The 320-nt window shown below is 37.8% G+C and carries 1 protein-coding gene; it reads left to right on the forward strand.

Annotated elements, in window-relative coordinates:
• Positions 1-266: hypothetical protein (locus OCV67_RS13605; RefSeq protein WP_394802716.1), on the forward strand; the 266-nt coding region annotated here is incomplete at its 5' end.
• Positions 267-320 lie beyond the last annotated feature (54 nt).

Consider the following 320-nt stretch of genomic DNA (forward strand, 5'->3'; position numbering starts at 1 on the left):
ATACTTGGTGTTTTCCATGTGTTTCTCTCCTTTTTTTATTATTATACCATCTTTCGCTTTTTGCTGTCCACTTTTTTAGTATAGCACCAGTACATGATGCCAAAACGGAAAAGCAGAAAGCAGATCTCTTTGATAAAGTAAATAAGGGAGAAATCAGAGTGCTTTTAGGAAGTACCGGCAAAATGGGTACAGGCACGAACTGTCAGAAAAAGCTGATAGCACTCCATAATCTCGATATTCCTTGGGTGCGACTTGAAGTCGCATAGATAATTGTTTAACAACAAAATATTGATTAAACCCGCTATTCCGTTAGCGGTAGT

It is taken from the genome of Porcipelethomonas ammoniilytica (assembly GCF_025567485.1).
Classification (GTDB): Bacteria; Bacillota; Clostridia; order Oscillospirales; family Ruminococcaceae; genus Porcipelethomonas; species Porcipelethomonas ammoniilytica.